This is a genomic window from Streptomyces sp. ASQP_92 (genome assembly GCF_025399895.1).
Classification (GTDB): domain Bacteria; phylum Actinomycetota; class Actinomycetes; order Streptomycetales; family Streptomycetaceae; genus Streptomyces.
In genome coordinates this window covers 113,633-135,921 of sequence record NZ_JAODUA010000010.1, presented here as the reverse complement: position 1 = coordinate 135,921, position 22,289 = coordinate 113,633, and the positions used below count along the sequence as shown (strand labels likewise).

The 22,289-nt window shown below is 67.9% G+C and carries 9 protein-coding genes; 2 read left to right on the top strand and 7 right to left on the bottom strand.

Translation table 11 applies throughout. The annotated features are described in order from the left end of the window. Positions 1-60: 60 nt before the first annotated feature. Positions 61-5,943 (bottom strand): RHS repeat domain-containing protein, encoded by a 5,883-nt coding sequence (locus tag N4G70_RS21800; RefSeq protein WP_261714359.1) that lies wholly within the window; start codon positions 5,941-5,943, stop codon positions 61-63. A gap of 827 nt (positions 5,944-6,770) precedes the next feature. On the opposite strand from N4G70_RS21800, the gene N4G70_RS21795 reads away from it, so the two are divergent. Further along, the gene (locus N4G70_RS21795; RefSeq protein WP_261714358.1) at positions 6,771-11,102 is read left to right on the top strand and encodes an FG-GAP-like repeat-containing protein; all 4,332 of its coding nucleotides are present in this window, start codon (positions 6,771-6,773) and stop codon (positions 11,100-11,102) included. A 69-nt stretch (positions 11,103-11,171) separates the two neighbouring features. Here N4G70_RS21795 and N4G70_RS21790 read toward each other — a convergent pair whose 3' ends face one another. The 6 genes from N4G70_RS21790 to N4G70_RS21765 all read right to left on the bottom strand — a co-directional run bounded on the left by N4G70_RS21790 (position 11,172) and on the right by N4G70_RS21765 (position 20,857). Then, positions 11,172-14,219, bottom strand: a complete 3,048-nt coding sequence (locus tag N4G70_RS21790) for a glycoside hydrolase family 38 C-terminal domain-containing protein (RefSeq protein ID WP_261714357.1) — start codon at positions 14,217-14,219, stop codon at positions 11,172-11,174. 31 nt (positions 14,220-14,250) lie between these two features. Further along, positions 14,251-16,254: an endo-beta-N-acetylglucosaminidase gene (locus N4G70_RS21785; protein WP_261714356.1), complete on the bottom strand. Its 2,004-nt coding sequence runs from the start codon at positions 16,252-16,254 to the stop codon at positions 14,251-14,253. Positions 16,255-16,276: 22 nt separating this feature from the next. Next, the gene (locus N4G70_RS21780; RefSeq protein WP_261714355.1) at positions 16,277-17,512 is read right to left on the bottom strand and encodes a glycosyl hydrolase; all 1,236 of its coding nucleotides are present in this window, start codon (positions 17,510-17,512) and stop codon (positions 16,277-16,279) included. Positions 17,513-17,571: 59 nt separating this feature from the next. After that, complete coding sequence (locus N4G70_RS21775) at positions 17,572-18,474, bottom strand: carbohydrate ABC transporter permease (protein WP_261714354.1); 903 nt, start codon at positions 18,472-18,474, stop codon at positions 17,572-17,574. Beyond that, on the bottom strand, positions 18,474-19,433 hold the full coding sequence (locus N4G70_RS21770) for a carbohydrate ABC transporter permease (RefSeq protein WP_261714353.1): 960 nt from the start codon (positions 19,431-19,433) through the stop codon (positions 18,474-18,476). The genes N4G70_RS21775 and N4G70_RS21770 overlap by 1 nt, the downstream gene beginning before the upstream one ends. A 128-nt stretch (positions 19,434-19,561) precedes the next feature. Then, entirely contained in the window at positions 19,562-20,857 is a 1,296-nt protein-coding gene (locus N4G70_RS21765; protein ID WP_261714352.1) for a sugar ABC transporter substrate-binding protein, read from the bottom strand. 215 nt (positions 20,858-21,072) lie between these two features. On the opposite strand from N4G70_RS21765, the gene N4G70_RS21760 reads away from it, so the two are divergent. Continuing rightward, entirely contained in the window at positions 21,073-22,155 is a 1,083-nt protein-coding gene (locus N4G70_RS21760; RefSeq protein WP_261714351.1) for a LacI family DNA-binding transcriptional regulator, read from the top strand. Positions 22,156-22,289: the final 134 nt, after the last annotated feature.

The window sequence follows — 22,289 nt, the reverse complement described above, 5'->3', positions numbered from 1 at the left end:
CCTAACCGCGGGAGCGCTGCGGGGAGTGCTTGAGCCCCCTCCCCGCAGCCCATCCGCCCTCTAGCAGATCCCGCCGTGCGGGAGATACGAGCCGAGGCTGGCACTCCCCGACGAGCAGAACACCGTGTTGAAAGCGGCATTTATGGAAAGATTCCCGTATGTGACACCCCAGTTGATCCGATTGCCGCCATCGCGGATTATCGCATGCTTGAGAGCGCTGGCCTTACGCAGCACCAGCAACGTGGGCTCAGAGACGAACGGTGACGCGGTATACGCCTCTCGCCAGGTCTTGGCGCCGCCGAGGGCTCGACCGAAGGCTCCGGCGCTTCCAGCGCCGACAGTCGACCAAGCCAGATCCTTGGAGTACGCACTGAGGTCCCAGTTGTCGTCGATCAAGCCATCGCCGAAGAACTTGGCACTAGCAACAGTAAGGCCAGCTGCCAGGCAGACGCCGACCGAGGCCACGATACAGGCGCCAAAGCCCACAACGCCCAGAAATTCCTTCGTTCCGTCCCAATGATCACCGACCCACTGCACGGGGGCCTTGATGCCATCCCAGATGCTGCTCAAAACACTCTTCTTCTTTTGTTCCTGCTCCTTGTCGGCTTGGTCCCCAGCGCCGGCTGCTTTCCCGCCGCTCCCACCGATAGAGGCACCGGAGGTGTTTCTGCAATCCGGATCCTTCGAGCAGATATATTGATTTTTGCGCTTTTTCTGCACGTATGCCGGAGCCAAGGTTCCACCCGCCACCTCAACCTGGTATTCGTAATTCGATCCGAATCCCGTGACCGTGGTCCCGTGGCTGCTCGTCTCGCAGGTGTACATCCCGCTCCGGCACTCTTCCATCTGCGTACCCGTAGGGTCCGAGAAGCTGACCGGGTTGTTGTTGCTGTACGCGTACGGGTTGAACTGGCGCGGATCGTCACTCACGAACAGCGGGTCGACCGAGATGAAGCGGCCGAGCAGCGGGTCGTAGTCCCGGGCCCCGAGGTGGACGAGGCCCGCGTCGGCGTCCTTGGTGCCGCCTACGAAACCCTTGTCGCCGGCCCACAGCGCGGCCTGGTCACCGCGCGCGCCGCCGAAGATGGTGGACTTGCGCCGCGAGACGGTCTGGGCACTGTCCGCCGTGATCTGGGTGGTGTTGGTGCCGTGCGGGCCGGAGACCAGGAAGGACAGCTTTCCTCCGGAGCGGGCCGCCATCGTCTTGCCGCCGGCGCTGTAGTAGCGCGTACCGGTGACGGAACCCGTCTTGGTGAGGAGCAGTTCGTTGCCGTCCGGCAGGTACAGCGTGGCCCCGGTGGAGTCCTTCCGCTCCAGGCGCTGGCCCTCGGTGTCGTACAGATAGGAGCTGGCAGTTCCGTTCTGTGTGACGGTGGCAAGGCGGCCTTCGGCGTCCCAGGACAGGACCTGGGGACCCGCGGTACCGGTTGAGCGGGACGTGGTGTTGCCCGCCTTGTCGTAGGCGTAGGTCTCCTCGTGCGGGTCGGTCCCGGTCTGCGTGACCTTGGGCAGGTCGTGCTTGCCCGCGGCCGGTGCACCGTAGGTGCGGACCGTGTCGGCGACCGGTCCGGATGCGGTCTTGTGCTGCGTCTCCGTCTGCCGGTTGCCCAGCACGTCGTAGCTGTACGACGTCCAGTACGCGTCCGGGCCGCCGACGGTGGTGTCCGACGGAGCCGCGGAACAGTCGCTCTTCGCTGTCCACGCGTTGGTGATCCGCAGCAGACCGTCCATGGCGAAGCACTGGTTGTCCGTGGTGCGCGTCGCGTCCTGACCGTACGACGTCGAAATGGAGGTGACGTTGCCGGCGGGGTCGTACTTGTAGTGGCTGTCCTCCACCCGCTGCGGTGCGGTGTCCTTGTCGACGTACGTGTCCGTCAGTGCGCTCGTGTGGTCGTCGTAGGCGTTCGAGAGGGTCACCTGCTGCCCGAACGAGCCGTACTTCTCGATGGTGCCGCGCCCGTAGTAGTCATAGGTGACGTCGGCCAGCAACGCGTCACTGCCGGCCCCCACCATCTTCGGCTGGCCAGAATTCGCGTCGTACTTGGTGGTGACCGTCTCGGCCGGCAGGTCGCCCAGAGCCGGCTGCTTCGTCCACAGCTCCTTACCGGTGTTGAGGTCGTAGGAGGTCGTCCACTTGTAGGTGCCGGCCAGCGCGCCTTCGGCCGCCGGGATGGTCACCTGGGTGTTCACCGGCTGGTTGAGCGAGTTGTAGCTCGTGATGGCGGTCTCGTAGGCCTGACCGTCCACGTACCTGGTGGCCTTGGACAACTGCCCCTTGGCCACGGTGTCGTACGCCCACGACGACAGCACCGTGGTGCCGTTCTTCAGCGCCGTCTTGCGACCGAGCGCGTCGTAGTCGGTGTGCAGCGTGATACTGCGGGCGTCGGTGACGTCCGTAGCCCGGTCGCCCTGGTCGAAGGTCGTCTTGACCGTGCCCTTGTCGGGGTCGTCCGTCTGGATCTGGCGGCCCCGGACGTCATAGGCATACGTCCACTTCGCGCCCGAAGGATCGATGACCTCCGAGAGGCGGCCGAGCTTGTTGTAGCTGTAAGTAGTGGACTGGGAGTGAGTCCGTGCCGCGTCCGTGTACTCCTTGAGCTCGGTCTTGCGACCCAGCGCATCCGTCACCGTGGTGCTGGCCACGCCGCCCTGGGGCGGAACGACGGTGGTGGTGTCGCCGGTGTAGCTGGTGGTGGTCCGCTTGGTCTCGTCACCGAACTTCTTGTAGATGACGGCCGTTGGACGGCCGGCGCCGTCGTACTCCGTGTCGGTCGAAGCCGGGTACTTCAGCTCCTGGCCGGTCACCAGAACGGGCTCGGCACTGCCGTCGGCCACGTACGTGCCCGAAGAGCGCCATGCCAGACCACGCGTGTCGTACAGAGTCTCGGTCACCAGCCTCTTGGCCGCGGCGGTTCCAAGCGTCTCACGGGACGCCTGCTGGGTCTGGACCGGACGCAGCATGCCGTCGTAGAACGCGTAGCTCGTCTTGTATTTCGCGTTCTCGTCCAGCGCCTTGGTCGTGACGACGGTCGGACCGTCGTTGCGGATCAGGTAGTCGTACGCGTAGTTGGGCGAGTCCGGGTAGACGGCGGCCGAGCGGGTCGGCAGCCACACCTTGGCCAGTCGGCCGAGCGCGTCGTAAGCGGAGATCGTGACCTTCCCGTTGGCGTCCGTGGTCTGGGTGGTCTGTCCGCGCAGCGGGTCGAGGGAGGCCGTCACCGTATGCCCGAGGGCGTTGGTGACCGCCTTCTTCGTGGGCACCTCCCCCGTGGCCGGTGTGTATGCCGTACTCGTGGGCTTGCCGTAGGCGTCGGTGGAGCTCAGTTCGCGACCGTAGGTGTCGTAGCCCGTCACGGAAGTGACCGTGTCGTAGCCGTCACCGCTGCCGTTGATCCGCTCGCTCTTGGTGATGTCTCCCTTCGTGGGACCAGCTCCCAAAGCACCGTTGTCGTAGTACTTGCGCACGTCGTCGACGACGTCGCCGGTGCCGGGGGTCGTGCCGCACGGAACGGCGACCGTCCGGGTGCGGGAGATCGCGTCAAGGATCCACTTGTCCTTGTTGCGGGCGTACTCGGTGGTCACGCACTTCTCGTCACTGGGCTTGTCGACATCGCCGGTGTCCGACTCACTGGTGATCATGCCGTACTCGTCGAAAGCACGTGTGGTCTTCGTCTTCCGCACTCCGCCGGTGACCGTGGTGCGCTTGGTCTCTTCCGAAGTGCCGGTGAAACGCGCCGTGAGGTCGGGCAGACCGGTGCGGGACCGGGAAGCGGTCACGTCCGAGCGCCATGGTGTGTATGAGGTGGCGGAGACGAGCTTGTTGGTGTCGTCGCCGTTGTAGGTCGCCTCCTCACGCTTCATTCCGGCGAACTCCGGTCGGTCCGTGACCGGGTCACCGGCAGAGTTCTTGACCGCACTGCCGTCGAGGCCCCGGAAATAACGCTCCTCGGACAGCGTCCTCGCGTCGTTGGCGGCACCTGTCCGGGCCTGCACCCGGCCGTAGCCCCGCGCGACGGAATAGCCGCGGTCCTCCGCCTTCGTGAACTCGTCGGTGTCCTTGGCCCAGGCCGCACCGTCGAGGTAGGAGTAGGAGGTGACCTTGTCGGGGGTGGATGCCAGGTTGTCGCCCTCCAACACCTGCGTCACTACATAGGAGTTGAACCAGTCCTGCTTGGCCGTCTCGCCCTCGAACGCCCACTTCACCGGGTAGCAGCGCGTGGTGTTCGTAGCGTCCGCCGGCGGCAGAGTGGAGGCCGTGCAGTCGGGGTCGGAGTAGGTGACCGCTATGGTCCCGCCGGACTCCGTGGTGATCTGGTAGAGCCGCAGCCGGACGATGGGCGCCAGGCCGTCACCCAGCTTGTCGACCCGGTTGGGGCGCTGGACGCCTGCGAAAGTGACTGGCGGAAGGGAGACCTGTGCCCCACTGGCGTCGAACCCCGTCCGGGTGATCGACTTCAGCCACATCGGCGTGGAGATGCCATCGCCGGCGGCCGGATCCTGACCCGGTTGGCCCGTGGGGAAGTCCTGCTTCAGCCCCCAGGAGTCGACGTTCTTGTAGGCGCCGCCGGTCAGTACCTTGGTCGTGATCGTGGCCAGCCGCTTGCGCGACCAGAAGCTCGGCGCGTACTGGGACTTGCACTCCGTCGCGCCGTCCTTGCAGTACAGGTCGAACGGTGTGTCGGGCCAGTTCTTGGCGTTCGTCTCGTCGAAGCTGTCACATGCTGTCAAGCAACGCTCGGTGACATCGAACTTGACCTGCCCCATGGCCTTTGCGCTGTACACGCTGTCCGCGCGCAGACCGTAGTCGATGTGGTCCAGCCATCCTCCGCGTACATACGACGTCACCGTCGACTTGCCCGTCGTGTCCGACACGTTGCGGCCGTAGTTGTTCGTCTCGGTGTTCCAGTAGTACGCCATGGCGTCGCCATGCGGGTCGACTACGTAGTCGAGCTGCCAGCGCCATGCCTGCTGACACCAGGCGGAAGCGAACGAGGCGTTGTAGCAGGGCTCACCCGCCTGGTTGCCGAATACCGGCACCGTCCAAGCCGAGTTGGTGGTCGGCGTCGATGAGTCCTTCCAGCCGGGAAGGTGGTTCAGACCGAAGAAGTACTGGGTGCCGTCGGTCGTGGTGACCTTCCAGTGCTCCCCGTCATTGTCCCCGTTGCTCGCGCCCGTGAGCTTCTCGATCTTCGCCCCGGACTCGTCGGAGGCGTGCCAGCCTCCCTTGTCCTTGTCGTAGACCAGCTCGGTCGACTTGCCGCCGAGCGACATGGTGGCGTTGTCGTTGAACCAGCACTGGTCGCCGACCTTGGTCGTGTTCGTGCCGCCGGTCTTGTCGTCGTCACACGCCTTGTAGCGCCGCTCGATGAATCCTGGCGCCCAGTCCCAGCCGTCACCCAACCAGGAGGTCTGATTGTTCGAGGCTGCCGTACGTCCGTCCACGGACTGCGAGTTGTAGCCCAGGGCCACCGTCGGCTGAAGGCCGCCCGGGACAGAGGGCACATTGATCGGGTAGTTCCAGTTGAACGCGCCCGACGAGCCACCACCGGTCCACGAGCCGGACGCCTGCAAGGGAGTTGCCTTGTAGTTTCCGGTCGGACCGACAGTCTCGGCTGTCGCGGCCAGGACCATGGGCCCGGCCGAGTTGGCGCTCTGCGCGGTCAGTGCCTTGCCGTGGCCGGACGCGGGCGCCGAGGAGACCGTGACAGTCGCGCTCAACGTGTTCGTCTTGACGTCGTTCGTGGTCGCAACTGGCCTGGTGATACGGCACTTGGCTTCTTGCGGAGTGGTCAGCGCGCACTCCGGGAGCTCGACCAGTCTCAGCCTGGTCGCCCAGTCACCGCCGAACGCCCCCTTGAACGAGGAGTAGTTGACCTCGACCCGCGCGGAGCCCGGTTTGGCCTTCTCGTCGACCGGAGCGACGGACAGCAACAGGCCTTCCACGCCCGCTCGTTGTGCGGCACCGCGGTCCTTCACCGACACCTTCAGCGGCCCCGACGCTGCGCCGCCCGCGGCAGGAGCTGTCACCGATACGGGCAGCCCTTCAGCCTTCGTTCGCCCCGTCACGGCGGGATCGACCACGGCCGAACCGGCAGTGGGCCACGACACCTTCGGCGTCTTCCACGGATGCGCCGCCGCAGCGTCAGGCCGTGACGCGCCACCCGGCTCAGCCTTTTTCACCGGCACAGCCGCAGGCTGTTTCAGCGACGGTTTCGGCAGGGGGGAATCCCTTCCTGCCGCAAACGCCGATGTGGCCGGAACTACCCCGGCTATGACTGCGGCGGCCACAGTGACCGCCAGTGCGCGTATGCCAAACAGGCCCACGCCCCCACCCCCTGCACAATTTTCGGAATCAACCTCCGGACCTTAACAGGGCGTGTAAAGAGGACGCTCACTTTCAATTACAGGAAGCACATTCAAATAGTTGAACATCTCGGGCGTTTCCGCCACGAACCTCCGATCGACACGTGGAGGTTCGGTGAACCTCCAGGTGGGACGGCGTCATCAGCAGTGTCCCTATGTATCCCCTTTGTTCCGTCTGTGGGATATAAAACGCCTTGGCCGAGGTGGGCGATTAAGCACCTGTATGAGACTGCGGAATTCCCGTTCGTTGTCAGCGGGACGCTATATGGTCTCCTCTGCAGTTCCCTTGGAAGTGAAGGATGGGTGGGGTGTACAACATGACGCGAAGAAGAGGGCGACCGGGAGGGCCACCGCAAATGCGAGTGGTAGCTGTCGCTCTAATAGCAGGCCTGGTGTCCTCCGGTCTCGTGGCGTTGCCGACAACGGCAGTGGCGAGACCGGCGGTGGCGGCCGACCCGGATCCGGTGGCCGACGGTTCCAAGAGCGCAGAGGACTTCGCCCTGGAAAGGGCCAAGGCGACTGGGCAGCCGTTCGAGTTGACGTCAGCGCGTACGGAGTCCTCGGACACCTGGGCCCTGCCGGACGGCACGTGGTCCTTGAAGCGATACGGGACTCCGGTGCGCATGCTGCGCGATGGAGCTTGGGTGCCCACGGACGCGACTCTGGCGTTCAAGGCGGACGGCAGCGTCGCACCAAGGGCCGCGACCGTCGCCGTCACGTTCTCCGGCGGCGGCACCGGACCGCTGCTCTCAGGCGTGAAGGACGGCCGGACCCTCACCCTGACGTGGCCGAGTGCTCTGCCGAAGCCTGCGCTGGCGGACAATGTGGCTACCTACTCCGAGGTGCTGCCCGGCGTCGATCTACAGCTCAAGGCGGAAGTGGAGGGCTTCTCTCAGCTCCTCGTCGTCAAGTCCGCGGAAGCAGCAAAAAACCCTCAACTTGCCACCCTGAAATACAAGTTGGACACGGTCGGACTGAATGTCTCGACCGATGAGCAAACAGGCTCGATCACGGCGGTCAACCCGGCCGGCCAGACGGTCTTCACGAGCCCCACGCCGTTGATGTGGGACTCCACGACCACCAGCTCCGCGACTGTCCCGCAAGGAGCCAAGTTCGCCAAGTCCGCGCTCTCGGCCACGGATACGGCACCCGACGCTCCAGCGACCGTCTTCGACCCCGCACCGGGCGCGAAGGACGCGCAGATGCCGACCACAGTCTCCGGGGACAGTCTGGAGATCAAACCGGATCAGGCACTGCTGACCGATGCAGGCACCAAGTACCCCGTCTTCATCGACCCGACCTGGGCCTGGGGCCAGCGACAGAATTGGACGCGGGTCTACAAGAAGTATCCGAACACGTCGTTCTGGAACACCAAGGACGTCGTCCGGGTCGGCTACGAGGCGGAGACCAACGGCCTGTCCCGGTCCTTCTTCCAGCTGGACACGTCCAATATCAAGGGCGCCCAGGTCAAGTCGTCGACGTTTCGTGTCAAGAACACGTGGTCCTGGTCCTGCCAGGCACGGCCGGTCGAGCTGTGGAGCGTCGGGGCGATCTCGTCCAAGACCACGTGGAACAACCAGCCCGCCCGGGGCACCAGGCTGAACACGGTCAACGAGTCCAAGGGCTGGAGCAAGGACTGTGCGGCCGGCAACCTGGAGTTCGACGCGACCTCCAAGGTCCGGGAGGCGGCAAGCAAGAGCTGGAGCAGCCTGAATCTCGGCCTGTACGCGGGCGACGAGGGCGACACGTTCGGTTGGAAGAAATTCGACGCCAAGACCGCCACTCTTGAGACGGTCTACAACAACCCGCCGAAGACACCGAGTGCTCTGGGCACCAACCCCAGGACCTCCTGCTCGGCAGGCGGCCTCATCGGCAACACCAGGATCAGCCTGTACGCGACGATCGACGACCCGGACGCCGGTAACCTGACGGCCCAGTTCCAGGTCTTCAAGGCAGGGGCCACCACGCCCACGGTCACCCAGTCGATCCCGGCCGCGAAGGGCAAGGTGGCAACCTGGTCCGTCCCGGACGTGAACCTGCCCACAGGGGACTACACCTGGAAGGTGCAGGCCAAGGACCCCGACGGTGCGACCTCCTCATGGTCGAACACCTGCAAGTTCTCCGTGGACCGCACCCGGCCCTCCAAACCGCCTGTCATCGCCTCCACCCAGTTCCCCAGCGGTGAAAACGGCTGGCCCACCAATCCCGACGGTAGTTCTGCGACCGGCAAGGCCCGCACCCCCGGCACGTTCAGTTTCGACGCCAACGGGGTCACCGATGTCTTCCGCTTCACCTGGTGGACCGACTACGAGCCGACTCCTCAAGAAACCACCCCCGGCGTACCGGTAACCGTCCAGCCCCCCGGGTACGGTCCTCACTTCGTATACGCCTACAGCGTGGACAAGGCGGGCAACCGGTCGGACACCACCACCTACATCTACTACGCCTCGCGCTCTCAGGACCGTGACGGTCCGAACGACCTGAACGGCGACGGCAACAGCGACATCTGGAACGTCGACTCCAACGGAACGCTGCTGACCTACGCCGGCCAGGGCAACACCCAGTTCTCCACGGCGGCGAACGGTGGCGGTTCGTTCGACGGCGGACAGGTCACGGCACGTGGTGACTGGGGTCAGGACGGCTACAACGACCTCGTGGCCCTTCAGTACGACTCCACTGAGAAGCGGAAAGTCCTGCGGGCCTACCCCAACAACGGCCAGGGCGTCGTCCGCTCCGACCCCATCGGCCTGTCTGTCGCGTGCCCGGTCAAGGACGCCGACCTCGGTTGCGACTTCGGTCCGGACTGGACGGGCGACGACCACTGGTTCGACGCGGACCAGATCATCACCCCCGGAGACATCAACAACGATCCCCAGCACAATCCGGACCTGCTCGTCAAGGAGGGCAAGCAGCTCTGGGCGTACTACGGCAGCAGGGCCGCGGGCACCCTCGACAACGACAACGGCCCTGTGCTGGTCGGCAACGGTGACTGGGACAAGTACACCGTGGTGGCCCCCGGGGACCTGAATGGTGACGGCATCGCCGACCTATGGCTGCGGGACAACGCCACCGGTGACATATTCCGTAGCGACGGCCGGAAGGGGGCCAACGGCAACCTCGACCCCACTACGTGGGGCGACGCGGCGAATCGCGTGAAGATCGGCGCGGGTGTCACCGCCACCGACTTCCCTTCCATCGGCTCGGTGGGCGACATCACCGGTGACGGGCTGCCCGACCTCTGGGCGCGCAAGACCGACAATTCCATGGTCGGCTGGCCCGGCAGGGTCCCCGTTGGTTCGTCTTACGCCTTCGGCGACAGGTTCATCATCGACGGCATCACCGGAGGATCCCGCATCCCGGCCGGAACGACGCTGTCGAGCGGGAAGTCCTTCGCCTCACGGTCCGCCAAGCTGACCATGCAGGACGATGGCAATCTCGTCATCTCCTCGGTCGCCAACAAGCAACTGTGGTCGACCAACACCGCCGGTAACCCCGGGGCCACCGCAATCGTGCAGAACGACGGCAATTTCGTCGTCTACAAGGCAGACGGCATCACCAAGCTGTGGGAGACGAAGACCGCCGCTCCCGGTGGCTACGCCCTTCTGCAGGACCGCGGCAACCTGGTCGTCTACAACGTCAAGAGCCAGTCCCTGTGGTCCAGTGGCACCGCCATCCGGCACGACTACAACGGCGATGGACGCAGTGACATGGCGACCTGGTACACCTACGGCGACGGGCACTCCGCGTTCCAAACGTTCCTCACCAACTCCGACGGCACACTCAAGCAGCCCTTCTCCTCATACAGTTCCGGAGTGGGCTCCTGGAACGTGAACAGCATGCGGTTCACGACCGGCGACTACAACGGTGACGGCCGCGGGGACGCGGCGATGACGTACGACTACGGGGACGGGCTCATGAGGGTGTTCACCGCCTTCGGCAAGCCGGACGGCGGATTCCAGTTCCCCGTCCTCTCCTACACGTCGGCTAAGGGGAGCTGGTATGTCGGGAGCATGACCCTGGAGTCCGGGGACTTCAACGGCGACGGCCGCGACGACCTCGGCATCTGGTACTCGTATTCGGACGGATCCGACCGGCTGTTCACGCTGACCGCGGATGTCCGCGGTGGCTTCAACTTGCCCTTCGGCGGCTCAACGCTGCAGTCCGGCTGGTGGGACGTGAAGCACGCCAAAACCGTGACCGGTGACTTCAATGGTGACGGCCGCGACGACCTCGCCGCCTGGTACGTCTACGACGACGGCACCGCGAAGGTCTGGACGTACTTCGCCACGCCCACCGGCGGGCTGGACGGCGGCACCGTCTCCTACACGAATGCCAACTGGGCCGATCTGAACCGGATCGACCTGCAGGCCGGCGACTTCAACAACGACGGAGTCGACGATCTGGCGCTCTGGTACGACTACGCCGATGGCCATGACGGGGTCGCCACCTACTTCTATGACGGGAAGCATGGCGGCAAAATCACCTCTTCCGCCACGGCTTGGCTCTCCGCCGCCGGCAACTTCGACCACAATCACATGAAGCTCGCCAGCGGCGACTTCAATGGTGACGGCCTCGATGACATCGGCGCCATGTACGGCTACAGCGATGGCACGTCCAAGATGCTGACCTGGATCACCAAGCCTGACGGCACCCTCAACCATCCCCTCGACGGCTACACCTTCACCACCCCGGCCTCGTGGACCTTCGCGGCCAACACCATGCTCAGGCCCTACAACTAACCTGTAGCTCACCAAGGGGCCCCTGCCCGGGCGGACGTCCGGGCAGGGGCCCCTTGCTGCTCGGGCCGTCTACGCCCGCCCGAACCGCAGCGTCCGCAGCTCGAACGGCTTCAGGGCGACCTCCACGCCGCCCCGGGTCAGCTCCGGTTCCGCGAGGGGGCGTTCCAGGAGGTCCGTCGGGACCACCTGGGCCGTGGCGAAGCCCGGGGTCAAGGTGGCGCGGGCGCGGCCCCCGTGGGCTTCGTGGAAGCGGATCACCACGTCCCCGCTCCCGTCGTCCGCCAGCTTCACCGCCGTCACCACCACCGCGTCGTTGTCGACCTCGATCAGGGGGGCGACCGGGGCGGCGCCGGGCACCCTGCGCTCGGGGAGGTTCACCGCATACCCCTCGCGCACCGCGTCGGCGATGGTCGCGCCCGGGATCAGGGCGTGGTGGAAGTGGTGCCGACCCTGGTCGGTCTCGGGGTCGGGGAAGCGGGGGGCCCGCAGGAGGGAGACGCGCAGGGTCGTTGTCGTGCCCGAGTCGTCCGGCCGCACCGTGCGCGTCACGTCGTGGCCGTACGTCGAGTCGGTGACCAGTGCCACGCCCCAGCCCGGCTCCTCCAGGTGGACGAAGCGGTGGTTGCACGCCTCGAACTTGGCGGCCTCCCAGCTCGTGTTGGTGTGCGTCGCCCGGTAGAAGTGGCCGAACTGCGTCTCGGACGCGTACCGCTCGGCGTGCACGTCCAGCGGGAAGGCCAGCTTCAGGAACTTCTCCGTCTCGTGCCAGTCCACCTCGGTGCGGATGTCCAGGCGCGAGGATCCCGGCGCGAGCGTGAGGAGCTGGGTCACCGTGGACGCGCCGAAGGACCGCACCACCCGCACCGAGGCGCCGTCCCCGGCCACCAGCTCGTCCACCTCCACGAGGTCCGTCACCGTGTTGCGGTAGAACGCGTCCACGTCCCACGCGTCCCACATGTTGGGGAAGTCGGGGTGGAGTTGGAGCAGGTTCGCGGGGCGGTCCGGGGCGATCGATTCGCGGTCGGCGATCAGGTCGTACGCCGAGACGACCAGGCCCCGCGCGTCGATCTCCACCCGCAGCCGCGCGTTGGTGAGGACGAAGCCGCCGCCCGGACGGGCCGACAGCTCGGCCGGCTTCTCGACGGAGGCGAGCGCCGCGCCGCCCGCCGCCACCGCGTGCCGCGTGTGCGGGGCGGCGTTGAAGACCAGGGGCTGGGTGCCCTCGCCCGCCAGGGCGCGCTGGGCCCGCTCGATGAGGGCGGTCAGCTCGGCCGCGACCGCCGCGTACGTCTTCTCCGCCTCCCGGTGCACCCAGGCGATCGACGATCCCGGCAGGATGTCGTGGAACTGGTGGAGCAGCACCGTTTTCCAGATGCGGTCCAAGTCGGCGTACGGGTAGGCGAATGCGGGCACCCGGACCGCCGCTGTCGCCGACCACAACTCGGCCTCGCGCAGCAGGTGTTCGCTGCGCCGGTTGCCCTGCTTGGTCTTCGCCTGGCTGGTCAGCGTGGCCCGGTGCAGCTCCAGATACAGCTCGCCCACCCACACCGGCGGGTTGGCGTACTCGGCCTCCGCCTTGGCGAAGAAGTCGGCCGGGGTCTCCCACACCACCCGCGCGCTGCCCTCCAGGTCCCGCAGCCGCGCCGCCTTCGCGATCATCTCGCGGGTCGTGCCGCCGCCCCCGTCGCCCCAGCCGGTGGGCGCGAGCGAGTGCCGAGCGACGCCCTTGTCCTTGAAGTTCCGTGCGGCGTGGGCGATTTCGCTGCCCTTCATGGCGCAGTTGTAGGTGTCGACGGGCGGGAAGTGGGTGAAGATCCGGGTGCCGTCGATGCCCTCCCACTGGAAGGTGTGGTGCGGGAACTTGTTCGTCTGCGACCAGGAGATCTTCTGGGTGAGCAGCCACTTGGAGCCCGCCGCCTTGATGATCTGCGGAAGGCCCGCGGCGAAGCCGAAGGTGTCCGGCAGCCACGCCTCGTCGTTCTCGATCCCGAACTCGTCGAGGAAGAACCGCTTGCCGTGCACGAACTGGCGGGCCATCGCCTCCGAGCCCGGCATGTTGGTGTCGGCCTCCACCCACATGCCCCCGGCCGGCACGAATCGGCCCCCCTCGACGGCCTTGACCACCTTGACCCACACCTCGGGCCGGTGCTCCTTGATCCACGCCCACTGCTGGGCCTGCGACATGGAGAAGATGAACTCGCTCTCGTCGTCCAGGAGAGCCGTCATGTTGGACGTGGTACGCGCCACCTTGCGCACCGTCTCGCGCAGCGGCCACAGCCACGCCGAGTCGATGTGCGCGTGGCCCACCGCGCTGATCCGGTGCGCGGACGGTTCGGCGGGGGTGGACAGCACTCCGTCCAGTTCCGAACGGGCGCTCGCCGCCGTGCCGTTGATGTCCTGGAGGTCCAGCGCGTCGAGCGCCCGGTCCACCGCGCGCAGGATGTCGTGGCGCCGGCCGGAGTCCACGGGCAGCTCCGCCATCAGCTCGCCCAGCACCTCCAGGTCGATGACCAGGTGCCACACCGTCTCGTCGAAGACCGCCAGGTCCATCCGGGCCAGCCGGTACAGCGGGTCGCGGTGCGCGGTCTCGATGTCGCCGAGTCGTGTCGGCACGAAGGGGTGGTAGTCGAGCAGGACCGGGTTGGAGGCGGCCTCGATGTGCAGCAGGACCTCCTCGCCTCCCTCGACCGGGGCGCCGACCCGTACCCACTGGTTGCGCGGGTTGAGCCCCTTCACCGGGGTGCCGTCGGGACGGTAGACGAGGCCTTCGCACTGGAAGCCCGGCATGTTCTCGTCGAAGCCGAGGTCGAGGATGGCCTCCACGGATTTGCCCGCCCACTCGCGCGGTACGGTCCCGGTCACCCGGAACCAGCTGGTCCCCCAGGGCGGGCCCCAGAGGTCGCCGACCGCGATCGGCGTCACCGGCGCGGCCAGGCCCTCCGCCACCTGCACCGTTCCCCGAGCTCTCGACTCCGCTCGATCAGGGGAGGCCCCAATCCCGGGCGCGTTCCAGACGGCGACCTCCAGCGGTACCGACTCGGGGTATACGGCGGGGCGGACGCGCTCGTCGAGAACGCGCTTGAGGCGGGCTTCGACCAGGCCGCGGTCGTCATGCATGAGGGGGTGCTCCGTTTCGGATGGGGTGGGACTACCAGGGGTGGACGGCCGGGGCGGGTCCGGAGACCGTGTAGAGCTCCCCCACCGCCCGTACCTCGAAGCGTGCCGACTTCTCCCCCGGTTCGGCTACGGCGCCGGGCACGTAGTACGCGTTCTGGCAGGTGCCGCCGAGGAAGCGCCGGGTGCCGTCGGGCAGGATCCGGTGCAGCTCGTAGTGGCGTACGGGGCCGGGAGCGCCTCGCCAGGTGAAGCACAGCCCGTCCGCCCCTGCCGTCACCCTCAAGTGCCTTGGACAGGCCGGAACTTGGGGTCCGTCATGGAGGGCGAGTGCGCCCAGTCGGTAGTCCAGCGGGCCAGGAGCGGTGAGGCGTACGCCGATCGCCCGTACGGTGCCGGACAGGGCGGCGAGCGACAGCCGTGTGGTGGTCCAGGCGCCTGCCTTCAGGGTGCCGGCGGGCAGATACCGGTACGGCTGGGGATCGCCCGGCGCGGCGGGTTCCGCGGTGGCGACGGCCAGCTCGACGGTGACGTCCGATGCGGCGCGATGGGTGAGTTCGAGGACGGTACGCCTCGACAGCGGCAGCCGGGTGGCGTACAGGTCGAGGGTGACGGGCGCGCCCGGCGTCCCGCTGACCAGGACGCTGCTCCCGCCGCGCCAGGCGTCCGCGAAGTCCAGGGTGACGGTGGGGTGTTGGCCGGTGGTGCGGGTGATCCAGCGCCGGGACGGAAGGCGGTCCTGGAGGCCCAGATGGTTCCACTGGGCGGGCGAGGTCACCCGGCCGCCCTCGTACCAGCGCAGTCCGTGCCCGGTGTTGAAAGTGGTGGCGAAGGGCAGTCCGCTCACCGTCGACCGGTCGGCGACGACCAGGGCGGGAGCCCGCCAGGGCGCCTCGGCGTCGGGGCGCGAGGGGTCGCGGGTGGGGCCGGTCCAGAAGTGGTCGTCGGCCGCGTGGAAGTCGCCGGGCGTGCGGGTCGCGGGAAGGTGGTTACGGGTCCACTCGGGCCGGTAGAACCCGTACGAGACGGTGTGCGGCTTGTTCGCGGGCACGATGGCGTCCCAGTCCACGGGGGTGTCGTAGCCACGGGACTCGACATCCACGCCGGCCCACAACTCGCGCCTGTCGCAGCCCAGTTGCTCAGCCTTGGCGCCGGACGACGCCAGGGTCGCGGAGGTCCACCGGAAGTCGAGGAACAGGGTGTCCGCGGTCCGGAAGAACGCCTGGTTGCGGTCGTTGAGCGCGCCCTGCCAGCTCACCGAGCCGTTCGTGGTCATCGCGTCGTACCAGGTGACGCGCTGCCCCTTGGCCGCGCCGAGCCTCTTGAGTTCCGCCAGGAAGCCGAGCATGCCGGTGGCGAGCGCGGCGTTGCCACCGTCGGTCTCGGCGTTGACGAACCAGCCGTCGAAGCCGTACGCGTCGGCCACCGCGACGAGTTGGGCGGCCAGCGGGTAGCGGCCGTCCGCGTCTTTCTGCACGAGGTCGCGGGTCCACTGGAGCTGTCCGCCGTAGGCGACCGGCGGCAGGAACACATTGCCGAGGACGGGCACGCCGTGCCGGTGGGCCGCGTCCACGATCGGCGCGTTGGGCGCGAGGATCAGGCCCTCGCCGGAGGACCCGCCCCAGAAGACAAGCTCGTCGATGTACGCCCAGTGCGTGAGGGCGTAGTAGTCGGCGGTGGGCGCGCCCTGGGAGGGGTTGGACGCGGTGGGGCCGAAGGAGACCAGGGACTGGATACGGGCCTGGCCGGCGCGGGCGGTCGGGTTCGCCGGCACGGGGGTGAAGCGGGGGGCGAGCGGCACGGACGCGGCGTTGAAGGCGAGGTCCGCGTCGGTGGCCGCGCGCCAGGCCTTCAGGCTGCGCCAGGTGACGCCCTCGCCGGGACTGCCCGGGGGCAGCGAGTCCGGGTACCAGTAGGAGGCGTACGGAGCAACTGCCTTATAACCGAGGGCAGTTGCGGCCTGGGCGGGCAACGCAGGAGCGAGCGCGGCCGCGGCGCCGGCGAGGACCACGGCGCGTCTGGTGGGGTGGTGGTGCACGGGGAGCCTCCTGGAGGGAGCGTTACCGGACCTGGTCGGGGGTGACGACGTCGGTGATGCCGCGGGCCGCGAGGTGCGCGGTGTCGTCGGCGCGGCTCGCGAGGACGGTGGTGGGGCGGGCGCCGTCGGCGGTGAGCCGGAAGAACGCCTCGAAGACGGCGCCGCCGGGGGCGCACCGGGAGCGGGCCGCGGGGTCGTCGGGCACGACCAGGGCGGTAGTGCGGGGGGCGGGCGTGCGGCCCGAGGTGCGGACGGCGGCCGCGGCCCCGGCGAGCACCCGGGCGGTGTCCTTGGGGCGCCGGTCGTTGGTCAACAGGCCGAGCCCGTATTCGAGTTCGGGGAAGTCGGCCAGCTCGCGCGAGACGTCGTGGGAGCACCACCAGGTGATGCCCCACAGGTCGGGGCAGTCCAGGGCGTTGTCGACGGTCGCCTCGGTGAACGCGGCGGCGTGCGCGGGCGGTACGAGCGGCGCCGGGGCGCCGACCTCCTGGAGCCAGACCGGGCGGCGCGGATCGTCGGCCCACGCCTTGGACAGCTCGACGAGATAGGCGGCGTGGTGCTCACTGGGCACCGAGTGGCGGCCGTGGCGCTGCGCGGTGCCGTTGAAGACCCAGGAGTGCACCGCGGTCACCGCGCCGCGCCGGGCGGCCTGGGCGGGGGTGAACGGCATGTCGTCCTGGTACCAGCACGCGTCGTACTCGGCGTGCAGGTGCAGCTTGCCGGGGGCGCCCGCCTCGCAGGCCGCCAGCATCCGCCCGAGCCAGTGGTCGGCCTCGGCCTCGGTGGCCCGGTCGGGGTCGGGGTGGGGGCCGGCGGAGAACTGGTTGATCTCGTTGCCGAGGGTCATCCCGATGAAGTTGGGCCGGTCGGCGAGGGCGGCAGCCAGGGTGCGCAGGTAGACGGCCTGCCCCTCGACGACGTCGGGGTGGGTGAACAGGTTGCGCCGGTGCCAGGTCCTGGTCCAGGCGGGCAGGAAGTCGAAGCTCGACAGATGCCCCTGGAGTCCGTCGACGTTGACGTCCAGGCCGCGCTCGGCGGCCGCGTCGGCGAGGTCGAGGAGGTGCTCGACCGCGCGGGGCCGTATGAGGGTGCGGTTGGGCTGGAAGTAGGGCCACAGCGGGAAGACCCGTATGTGGTCGAGGCCGAGCGCGGCGATCGAGTCGAGGTCGGCCCGCACCGCGCCCGGGTCGTAGTCGAGCCAGTGGTGGAACCAGCCTTGGCTGGGCGTGTAGTTGACGCCGAAGCGCGGGGCTGCCATGGGGTGAACTCCAAGGTCGTTCTGCGGAAGGGGAGTTGACGTCGTCGGCCGGGCGCGCTTCAGCCCTTGACGGCGCCCTCGCCGACGCCGCGGAAGAAGAACCGCTGGAGGCAGGCGAACATCACGATCAGCGGGGCGACGGCGATGATGGTGCCCGCGGCGACGACGCGCTGGTCGTTGGAGAACGTGCCGTGCAGGAAGTTCAGGCCCACGGTCAGCGTGAAGTGGTCCGAGTCGGACAGCACGATCAGGGGCCACAGGAAGTCGTCCCAGGCGCCCATGAAGGAGAAGATCGCGACGACCGCGAGGGTGCCCTTGACGGCGGGCAGCGCGATGCGGGTGAAGCGCTGCCAGACGTTGGCGCCGTCGACGATGGCCGCCTCTTCGATCTCGTACGGGATGGTGCCGAAGGCGTTGCGCATCAGGAGCACGTTCATCGCGCCGATGCAGCCGGGCAGCACCACGGCGACCAGGGTGTTGTTGAGTTCCAGGCTCCGCATGGTCGCGAACTGGGCCAGCATGGTCGCTTCCATCGGCACCAGGAGGGCCAGGACGAACACGATCCCGGCGGCTCCCCTGCCCCGGAAGCGCAGCCGCGCGAGGGCGTATCCGGCCATCGCGGCGCCGACCACGTTGGTCGCGACGTTGCTGACGGCCACCTTCACCGAGTTCAGGACGAAGTCCCAGACCGGGATGGTGTCGGCGACGTGACCGTAGTTCGCGAAGGTGGGGTGGGCGGGCAGCAGCCGGGGCGGCGAGGTGTAGATGTCCTCGGTGGTGCCCTTGAACGAGGTGGAGAGCTGCCACAGGAACGGCCCGATCATGATCAGCAGCACGGCGAGGAGAGCCGCGTACCGCAGGGCCGTGCGCCAGCGCGGGGACCGGGTGCGGCGGGGCCGGCCGCCGGAGGCGGGGGTCGCGGGGGCGGGGGCGGGGGCAGCGGCGTGGGTGGCGGCGGCCATCAGTCCTTGTCCTTCCGGTCGGCCCGCAGCACGAGGAGCATCAGGACCAGGGTCAGCAGGAACAGCACGATCGACATGGCGGAGGCGTAGCCGGTGCGGCCCTGGAGGCCGGTGCCGGCCCGCTGGATGAGCATGACCAGGGTGGTGTCGGCGCCGCCGGGTCCGCCCGTCGGTCCGGCGATCATGAAGACCTCGGTGAAGACCTTGAAGGCGGAGACCGAGGAGAGCGCGCCGACCAGGACCATCGTGGAGCGCACGGACGGCATGGTGATGGAGACGAAGCGCCGGATCGGCCCGGCGCCGTCCACCTCGGCGGCCTCGTGCAGTTCCTTCGGTACGTTCGCGAGCGCCGCCAAGTAAATGATCATGTAGTAGCCGAGGCCCTTCCACACGGTCAGGGCCATGGAACTGAGCAGCAGCAGCCACTGGTTGGACAGGAACGGCACCGGGTCGACGCCGACCATGTGCAGCACGCCGTTGATGAAGCCCCGGTCGTCCAGCATCCACACCCACATCAGGGCGACGACGACCACGGACGCCACGACGGGCGTGTAGTAGGCGGACCGGAAGAACGCGATGCCGGGGATGTGCCGCTGCACCAGAAGGGCGAGGAGCAGCGGCAGGAACACCAGACAGGGCACGACCAGGACCACGTACAGCGCGCTGTTGCGCAGGGCGACCCAGAACTGGTCGTCGTGCAGGAGCGCCGTGAAGTTGTCGAGGCCGACGAAGGTACCGGGGGTGAGGGTGCGGGCGTCGGTGAACGACTTCCACACCGTGGCGAGGAACGGGTAGAGGTTGAAGGCGAGGGTGATCGCAAGGCCCGGCGCCAGGAACAGCCAGGGGCTGAACGCCCGGTGCGTACGTCCGGCGGCACGGCCCGCGCGCCGGCCGGGGGCCACGGTGCGCGGGCGGCTCGCGGCCCCCTTGACGGCGACGGTCGAAGGGGAGGTGCTCATCGCCGGGACCGCCGGATCGGGTGTGCGGCGCTCATATCGCGCCGGGACCGCCGGATCGGGTGTGCGGCGCTCATGTCCCGCCGGGACCGAGCGTTCGGATGTGCGGTGCGCATGTCTCGATCACCGGGTCACTTCTGCTGGATCAGCTTGGTCATCTGGCCGGCCGCACTGTCCAGGGCCTCCTTCGGGGACTCCTTGCCCTGGAGGCACTTGGCGATCTCGTTGCGCAGGATCGTCTTCATCTCGTCGCTGAACAGCACCGGCGTGTAGTTGACGGCGGTCGGCAGCATCTTGGCCGAGGCGACCCGGATCTTGCCCTCCTCGCTGCCGTCGGACTTCGTCCAGTACTCCTTGTCGAGGGAGCCCTTGGTGCTGGGGAAGACGGCGACCTTGTGGCCGAAGTCCTCCTGGTTCTTCTGGTCCGTGACGAAGTGGGCGAAGGCGAGCGCGGTCGCGGCGTTCTTGCTCTGCGCGTTGACCGAGAGGCCCTGCAAGTACATGTTCTGCTTGCCGGTGTTGGTCGGTACGTCGGTGATGCCGAGGCTGCTGTAGAGCGACGGGGCGGTCTTCTTGAAGGTTTCCAGGTCGTGGGCGCTGCCCGGGTTCATGGCGACCTCCTGCTGGAGGAACTTCTGCCCGGCCGTCTCGCCGGTGAGGGTCAGTGCCTGCTTGTGCAGCCCGCCCTCCTTGAACATGGTCTGATACTTCGTCAGGAACTCGACGCCCTTGGCGTCGTTGAAGGTGAACTTCGTGCCGCCCTTGCTCATGATCTCCACGCCGTAGCGCCCGAAGTCCTCGACGGTCGGCGGCTGCGCGAGGGTCGCCTTGCCCTTCTGGCCCAACTGGGCCGCGTCCGCGAAGAGTTCGTCGAAGGTCTTCGGGGCCTTGTCGGCGTCGAGTCCGGCGTCCTTGAACATGGCCTTGTTGTAGAAGAGCGGGCCGGTGTTGAGATACCACGGGAGGGCGTACGAGCCGTCGAGGCCCGGCATGTCGAAGCCGTGCCAGGCGCCGTCCAGGTACTCGGGCCTGAACTTCGCGGCGACCTTGTCCTTGTCCAGGTTGAGCAGGGTGCCGGCCTTGGCCAGCGGATAGGCGAGGTCCGGGGAGAGGTTCACGACATCGGGGAGGGTACCGGCGGTGGCGTCGGCGCTCAGCTTGTCGGCGTAGTTGTCGGCGGGCTGGTCCACCCACTTCACCTTGGCGCCGGGGTTCGCCTTCTCGAAGTCCTTGATGACGCCTTCGAAGTAGTCCTTGAAGTTGGCACGGAGGTTCCAGGTCTGGAACTTGATCTCGCCCTCGATCTTTCCGTCGGTGGCCGAGCCCTTGCCGCCCCCGCCGCCACCGCACGCGGTGAGCAGGGTGAGCGAGAGGGTTGCGCCGAGACCTACGGCCGTCCGGATCGCGACACTGCGATGAATGGACATGAGTGGCTGACTCCTTCGCCTCGTCCCGATGACGTTGCCGCACACCATGCAGCGCCTAGGAATTGGACGTCAATACCGAATAAGTGCCAGCATTCACTAAACCCGCAGGTGGGAGCCGCTAAAAAGGACTAAAGTCCCTAATCTTGCAGGTCAACTAAGGCGGTTTAGTCAGAAGGGAACTAAACCGCGTTACCAACGCGCGTTAGCATCCCCTCATGAGCGAGATCGAAAGCGATGCGCCGCCACCCCGCCGCCCGACGATGAAGGACGTGGCCAGAGAGGCCGGCGTCTCCACCAGCGCCGTCTCCTTCGCGCTCAACGACCGCCCGGGGGTGTCCGACGCGACCCGTCGGCGGGTCATACGGGTCGCGGACCGGCTCGGCTGGCGGCCCAGCTCGGCGGCGCGGGCGCTCTCGGGAGAGAACGCGGGCGCGGTGGGCATGGTGCTGGCCCGCCCGGCCGACAGCCTGGGCGGGGAGTCCTTCTTCCTCCAGCTCGTCTCGGGCATCCAGGCGAGCCTCGCGCCGCGCGACCAGGCGCTGGTCTTCCAGATGGTCGACGACGTCCAGGCGGAGTGCGAGCTGTACCGGCGCTGGTGGGCGCAGCGGCGGGTCGACGGGGTGATCGTGGTCGATCCCCGGGTCTCGGACCCCCGGCCCGAGACCCTCGCGGTACTCGGCCTGCCGGCCGTGATCATCGGCGGAATGGAGGCGCCGGGCAATCCGGGCGCGCCCCAACTCCCCCGCCAGGCAAGGCTGTCCAACATCTGGGCCGACGACTCCGGGGCGATGGACCTGATCGTCCGTCATCTGTACGGCCTCGGCCACCGCCGCATCGGCCACATCGCGGGTACGCCGGGCTTCGCCCACACGGCTCGCCGGATCGCCTCGCTGCGTGCGGCGGCGCGGCGGCTCGGCCTCGATCACGCGGTCTCCGTGACCACGGACTTCACGGACCGCCAGGGCGCCAAGGCGGCCCGCCGCCTGTTCTCGGCGCCGGCCCCGCCGACCGCCCTCATCTGCGACAACGAGGTGATGGCGGTGGCGGCGGTCAGCGTGGCGGCGGAGCGGGGGCTGCTGATCCCGAGGGACGTCTCGGTGGTGTCCTGGGAGGACTCCCCGATCTGCCACACGCTGCATCCCCAACTGACCGCGCTGGTCCGCAAGGCGGACGAGTTCGGCGGCCGCGCCGCCTCCGAACTCCTGGCCCTCCTCGACGGCAGCGCCCCCCGCCAACTCCAGGACCCACTGCCGCGGTTGCAGCCCCGAGAAAGCACGGGGTCGCCTCCGGGCCAGTAGACCCGGGTGGCCGTTCCCACCCGCTCCGCTCGTGACGGGGTGCTTCCGTCACCAAGCGCTGCGGGCTCAAATGACCGAGTGCAGGCCCCCTTGACGCTCTCGGCGAGTCCGGGCGATGGTCATAGAACCATGTG